We start from the raw sequence: 5,509 nt of genomic DNA on the forward strand, positions 1-5,509 counted from the left end.
AGCCGTCGCGCGATGGCGTACCCCGCCCCAGCAGCCGCGGCTGCAACGACTCCAGCGCTCAGGGCGATGCGGCCGATCACGATTCCCGCTCCTCGACGTTCGGGATGGGCAAGGTCGTCGCGACGGCGGTGTCGTTTCGGACGAGGTGGCTCTCGGCGCGTTCGAGCAGGGTGCGTTCGGTTCGGCTGGTGTCGAAGGGGACTCGGGGGTCGATCATCGCGTCGCGGATTTCGACGATCTCTCGGTGCAGTCGCCCTTCGGGGTCTTCCGTGCTGGCGGCGAGCGGGTCTGCTTGGCTCAGGCCGGGCCGCACCTGTGTCGCTCGGTTCCAGAGTGACTCCAGCTGTGCCGCGAGGGCGGCTGTGCGCTTGTCGCGCAGGTAGTGCTGGGCGCGCCGGACGGCGGGTTGCGCGGCGAACCCGGCGCAGAGGAATAGGAACGTCAGGAGCGAGAGCGGCCCGTAGGCGGGCTGAACGGCATGCAGGAGGCCGAGTCGGCCGGTGACGTGGGCGATGTCCATGACGATCACAGCGAGGCAGAGGGCGACGCCGAAAGCTGACCCGAGCGTCAGCAGCGCTGCGGGCAGGCGCTGGACACCGGCGCTGTGCCGGTATCGCCGGGCGGCGAGGGTTAGCATCGCGGCGATGACGATGCCGCCATAGACGAAGGTGATGATCGAGTAGGCAGCCGTCGCGGGTTGAGCGCCGAGGTCGCTCATGAACTGCGTGGTCGTACGGCCGCGGTCGATGAACACGAACGTCACGGCGATCGCGGAGAGCGAGATCACGAGCACGGGTGCGCTCACGGCGACGCGGACGAGCGTGGGCCTGTACTCGCCGGACTTCATGACGCCCCGTCCGAGGAAGAACAGTCCGGTCATCAGCAGCGCGTCCGCGAGCAGTGTTGCGAGGTTCGTTCCGCCGACGAGCGGATCGACGGCCGTGTAGATTCCATCGACGTTCAGCGTCATCGCGATGGCGATGGTGAGTGCGGCGTAGGTGATGCTTCGGTCGGTGCGTTTGCGGCGGAAGATGAGCAGGCTCGCCACGAGCGCCCACATGAGCGTCGCGACGAGCGTCTGGATCATCCGAATATCTCCGAGAAGGCCGATTCGGCGAACACCGATCCTCGGATGCCGGCGGCGAGCTGGTCGGCAAGGGACTCGGCGGCGATCTCGGTTTCGCTGTCGAGGTCTTGCCGCCGGAGCAGGCGTCCGCGTGTGCGGGGCGGGATGTTGGGCAGCAGCATGTCCACGGCTGGGCAGTCCGCTCCGTCGCAGTGGCCGAGGATCATGTGCGCGAACTCGTGCAGGACGAACTGTTGGCGGTGCAGTGTCGAGTCGGTGCGGGCGTGGAGCACGAGGTCGTCCGTATCAGTGGCCAGCCAGAGCGCGCAGAGGCCGTCGTGCGTGTCGAGGTCGGCGAGCTCGATGACGCGGAGCCTGCGGTGCCGCTGGTCCTGGACCGAGCGGAGGAGGTCGTCGAAGGTGAAGGTATTGCCGAGCTGAAGGCCCGCGACGGCCGCCGATACGGCCTGTTCTATGTTCACGGTTCGCCCCTCTCAGTGGGGAGCAGCGACCGGTATCGGCTTCGCCCTGCGCGACACCTGTCAGTGCTCAGGCGTTGGTGCCATTTCCTCATCCAGGAACTTGGTGATGGCGTGGAGTGCTTTCGGCGAGATGTCGCCGAGGGTGCGGCCAGCATAGGACTTCACCTTCGCGGCACGCATGGACCGAACCAGGTCGAGCTGCGCTGAGACCTTCTCGGGCGTGGCGGCACCGTCCTCGCCGAGCAGGAACGCCGCGTCCACGTCGAAGAACGCGGCGAGCCCCTCGAAGACTGCGGGGTCTTGGACGTAGCGGTGGCCGTTGACCATGTACGTCCAGCGCGACCGCGAAAGGTTGGTGCCTCGCTCTTGGAGGTAGCCGGCGATCTGCGAGTAGGTCGGCTCCGTGCCGGACTCGGCCACAGCGACATCCATCAGGAGCCGCAGACGTTTGGCGAGGTCTTCGCCTCTCGTCTTCGGTCATGGTGGCTGACCCCCTTCCCTTCGCGACGGGCAAGGCATCGATGTGGGCCACCCGGAGGGTGGTTGTGCATGCTCAACCGTACTTGTTGAGCATGCACAAATCAAGGGTTGCGCATGCTCAACGGTCGGTGTTAGAACAGGACTCCGGGACACTTTGAGCATGCTCAATACCGGTGCCCCGGTCTCGGCTCGGGCGGCCTCAAGGAGGTGAACGATGTCCAGCTCACAGTCCGGACACGGGTGTTCGCGCCTACCTGCCAGGTGTACCGCCGCGCGCCACCGCGCCGCGGCCCACCGAAAAGGAGACCGGAGCATGGCATCGAACGAGGACGCCCGCGCGGCGCGAGAGGCGAAGCTCGACGAGCTGCACGAGAAGCTGACCGGCGCGGTCGAGTCGCTGGTCTCCGGTGACGACTGGCGGCAGGCGCTGGCCTTCGCAGCACGGTTCAGGTCGCGGTCATTCAACAACACGATGCTGATCTGGGTGCAGCACGAGGCCGCGTTCGAGGCAGGCCGCGTGCCCGAACCCTTCCCCACCCTCGTCGCCGGATACCGGCAGTGGCAGGGGCTGGGACGGCAGGTGATGAAAGGGCAGCCGGGCTACATGATCTTCGCGCCCGTGACGGGCCGGTTCGCCACCGCGACTCCTGCCGATGCGAGTTCGTGGCGGCGGCTCGGCCCACGGGAGAAGCCGAAGGCCGGCGAAGTGGTGCGCTCGCGAATGGTCGGAGCGCGACCGGCCTACGTGTGGGATGCGTCCCAGACCGACGGCGAACCGCTGCCGGTCCCGCCCGCTCCGGCGCTGCTGGAAGGTGAAGCTCCGTCGGGGCTGTGGGAAGGGCTGGCGGGGCAGGTTCGCGGCGCGGGGTTCGAGGTGCTGCGGGTGCCGCACGAGGGGATGATCTCCGGCGCGAACGGCATGACCGACTACGAGGCGCGCACGGTCGCGGTGCGGGAGAACATGGACCCTGCCGCGCAGGTCAAGACGCTCGCGCACGAGCTGGCGCATGTGCTGATGCACGATCCCGACGATGAGGAGGCGCGGCAGCATCGCGGCATCCGCGAGGTCGAGGCCGAGTCCGTGGCTCTGATGGTCGGTGCGGCGCACGGCATGGACACTGCCGGGTACACGATCCCGTACGTCTCGACCTGGGCCGTCCGCGTGGACGGCCAAGAGCCCGTCCAGGTGGTGCAGGCCACCGGCGAGCGGGTGCGGAAGACCGCGCTGGCGATCCTCGACCAGCTCGACACGCTCCAGGTCGGCGACGGCACCCCGCCCGGCCTCGACCGCGACAACGCCAGTCCGCGCACCTCCCGCACGTCTGCGCCTGCGGTGGAGACCGATCGTCCGCGTGCTGCGCAGGTGCCAGCTCTGGCAGGGCGGGGGCTGTGATGCCCGAAGCATTCGATGTCCTGGCGGCGCTCATTCGCGTGGATCGCTCGCCAAGCCTGGCGTTCGCGGCTCGGAGCCTCGCGGCGGCTGGCGTGCCCGTGTTTCCGTGCGTCGTCGAGGGGAAGCGTCCGCTGACCCGTCGTGGGTTCCTCGATGCGAGCAGCGACCCGGAACAGGTCGCGGCCTGGTGGTCGCGCACACCGAACGCGAACATCAGCATCCCGACCGGCGCTGCATCGGGCGTTGTCGTCGTCGATGTCGATGTCCATGGCCCCCACGATGGCCGCGCGGCATTCGAGCGCGCCTCCGAGGCGGGGCTCGTCGATGGAGCGGGTCTGTTGGTGCGCACACCCACCGGTGGCGCGCACGTGTACTTCCCGGCGACACCGGGCCGGGAGCAGCGGTCGTGGCAGGCAGCCACTGCGGGTGTCGATTTCCGGGGCGACGGCGGCTACATCATCGCTTCGCCTTCCCGGCGAATCATCGACGGCAACGTCCGCCGCTACGAGGTCGCCGACATCGCCGCGCACTCGGTCGGCCCGGTGGACGCGACCCGCCTGCGGGACTTCCTCGACCCGCGCCCCGTCGCCTCAACGCGCGCCGAGGGCACTTCGATGGCCGTGGATGGGACGCGGCTGGCGGCGTGGGTCGCCGGGCGGGGTGAGGGCGAGCGGAACCGGGGCCTGTTCTGGGCCGCCTGCCGCCTCGCCGAGAACGGCGTCTCGCCCGCCGACGCGCTCGATGCCCTGGGTGCTGCGGCACAGTCCGCGGGTCTGGGCGATCGCGAGATCACTACGACCGTGCGCTCTGCCTACCGAGCCACCCAGCCCGTATCCGAGGCCACGTCAGACCACCGGGCCCAAGGCGCGGGCCGGTGGTTCGAACGCTCGGGAGGCCCACCTTCCGCAGCCTTGGGGAGGGCGGGGCTGTGAGGCGTGAATCGGACGGGCGGCGCTGGGCCGCGATGACCGCGGTCGCGGGGACGGTGTTCATCGCCGCCGGGGCGTTCTGGCTGTCGTTCACCTCGTTGGCCGATCTCGCCGCTCGCTCGGGGATCGGTGCGGGGCAGGCGTGGGCGTGGCCGCTGATCGTGGACGGCATCATCGTCGTCGCCACGGTCGCCGTCGTCGCTCTCGCCGGGCAGCGCTCTGCCTGGTATCCGTGGGCGCTGCTGGTCGGCGGCGCGATCGTGTCGGTGACGGCGAACGCCATTCACGCCGTCGTCGCCGCAGATGCTGACGTGCCCAGGATGCTCGCGGCCTCGGTCGCCGCGGTGCCGCCCGTCGTGCTGCTGGCCATTACGCACCTGACCGTGATCCTCACCCGCGCCACCGACCCCGCCACCGAACCTACCGCCGCCGCGTCGTTCTCGACGGCTGCTGCGGAGTCGATGCCTGCGCTGCCGTCCGCCGAAACCGAACCGACCCGTCACGACGAGGGCGTGGCGGATCGGCGGGCGCTGGGGCAGGAGCTGCGGGAGGCGGGCTGGTCGAACAAGCGGATCGCCCGCGAACTCGATGTGCATCCCTCGACCGTAGGCCGCTGGTTCGCCGTCGCACACCTGACTGACACAAATGACACCGCCGACGAGCGGGAGGAGACGACCCCATGAACACCAGCGACAACGCGCAGCACACCGACTCGGTAAGGCCCGATCCGGCGAGGCTGGTCCTCGAGGAGCCGCGGGAGCGCCCCGAGCCAGTCGAACCGGCGAGCACGCCGGAGGCGGTGCAGGCCGCGCAGGTCGCCCGCGACGACAAGCAGCACGCGATCGTTCGCGGGCGCGGCGTGGAGTGGGTACGCCCCACCGACCTGATCGCCCGGCACTCCGCGCACGCGGCCGGGCGTGGTCTCGACTTCCAAGCCGAGCTCGCACGCCGCACCCGCACCCCGCTCGGTGCAGGCGTTCGTCGTCTCGGGGACCGCGCCCGGCGGTTGCCGCCGATCTCAGCGTTCGGGCGCAGCAGCACACCGGCGTCGCAGGTTTCCCGCTCCGGGGTCTCGATGAGTTGACGGTGGTGACGGGTCATGGCTGCGACAGCATCGGCTACAGGACGCACTCGTGGGAGCGAGTGCGCACCTGCCTGC

7 protein-coding genes are annotated in these 5,509 nt (G+C 69.6%); 4 read left to right on the top strand and 3 right to left on the bottom strand.

Annotated features, from left to right (window positions below; all coding sequences use genetic code 11):
- Positions 1–76: 76 nt before the first annotated feature.
- The 3 genes from NT132_RS14240 to NT132_RS14250 are packed head-to-tail and all read right to left on the bottom strand — an operon-like array spanning position 77 to position 1,968.
- Entirely contained in the window at positions 77–1,087 is a 1,011-nt protein-coding gene (locus tag NT132_RS14240) for an MAB_1171c family putative transporter (RefSeq protein ID WP_297790199.1), read from the bottom strand.
- The gene (locus NT132_RS14245; protein ID WP_090587761.1) at positions 1,084–1,548 is read right to left on the bottom strand and encodes a hypothetical protein; all 465 of its coding nucleotides are present in this window, start codon (positions 1,546–1,548) and stop codon (positions 1,084–1,086) included. Before NT132_RS14245 ends, NT132_RS14240 begins: the two co-directional genes overlap by 4 nt.
- Positions 1,549–1,608: 60 nt before the next feature.
- Positions 1,609–1,968: a hypothetical protein gene (locus tag NT132_RS14250; protein WP_297790202.1), complete on the bottom strand. Its 360-nt coding sequence runs from the start codon at positions 1,966–1,968 to the stop codon at positions 1,609–1,611.
- Positions 1,969–2,341: 373 nt separating this feature from the next.
- On the opposite strand from NT132_RS14250, the gene NT132_RS14255 reads away from it, so the two are divergent.
- Genes NT132_RS14255 through NT132_RS14270 form a run of 4 tightly spaced genes read left to right on the top strand, consistent with a single transcriptional unit; the run spans position 2,342 to position 5,434 of the window.
- On the top strand, positions 2,342–3,421 hold the full coding sequence (locus NT132_RS14255) for an ImmA/IrrE family metallo-endopeptidase (RefSeq protein ID WP_090587765.1): 1,080 nt from the start codon (positions 2,342–2,344) through the stop codon (positions 3,419–3,421).
- The gene (locus NT132_RS14260; RefSeq protein WP_291039520.1) at positions 3,421–4,353 is read left to right on the top strand and encodes a bifunctional DNA primase/polymerase; all 933 of its coding nucleotides are present in this window, start codon (positions 3,421–3,423) and stop codon (positions 4,351–4,353) included. The genes NT132_RS14255 and NT132_RS14260 overlap by 1 nt, the downstream gene beginning before the upstream one ends.
- Positions 4,354–4,385: 32 nt before the next feature.
- A complete protein-coding gene (locus NT132_RS14265) occupies positions 4,386–5,033 on the top strand; it encodes a DUF2637 domain-containing protein (protein WP_090587805.1) in 648 nt (215 codons plus the stop codon).
- The gene (locus NT132_RS14270; RefSeq protein ID WP_090587768.1) at positions 5,030–5,434 is read left to right on the top strand and encodes a hypothetical protein; all 405 of its coding nucleotides are present in this window, start codon (positions 5,030–5,032) and stop codon (positions 5,432–5,434) included. The genes NT132_RS14265 and NT132_RS14270 overlap by 4 nt, the downstream gene beginning before the upstream one ends.
- Positions 5,435–5,509 lie beyond the last annotated feature (75 nt).

It is taken from the genome of Microbacterium sp. (genome assembly GCF_026393345.1).
GTDB lineage: Bacteria > Actinomycetota > Actinomycetes > Actinomycetales > Microbacteriaceae > Microbacterium.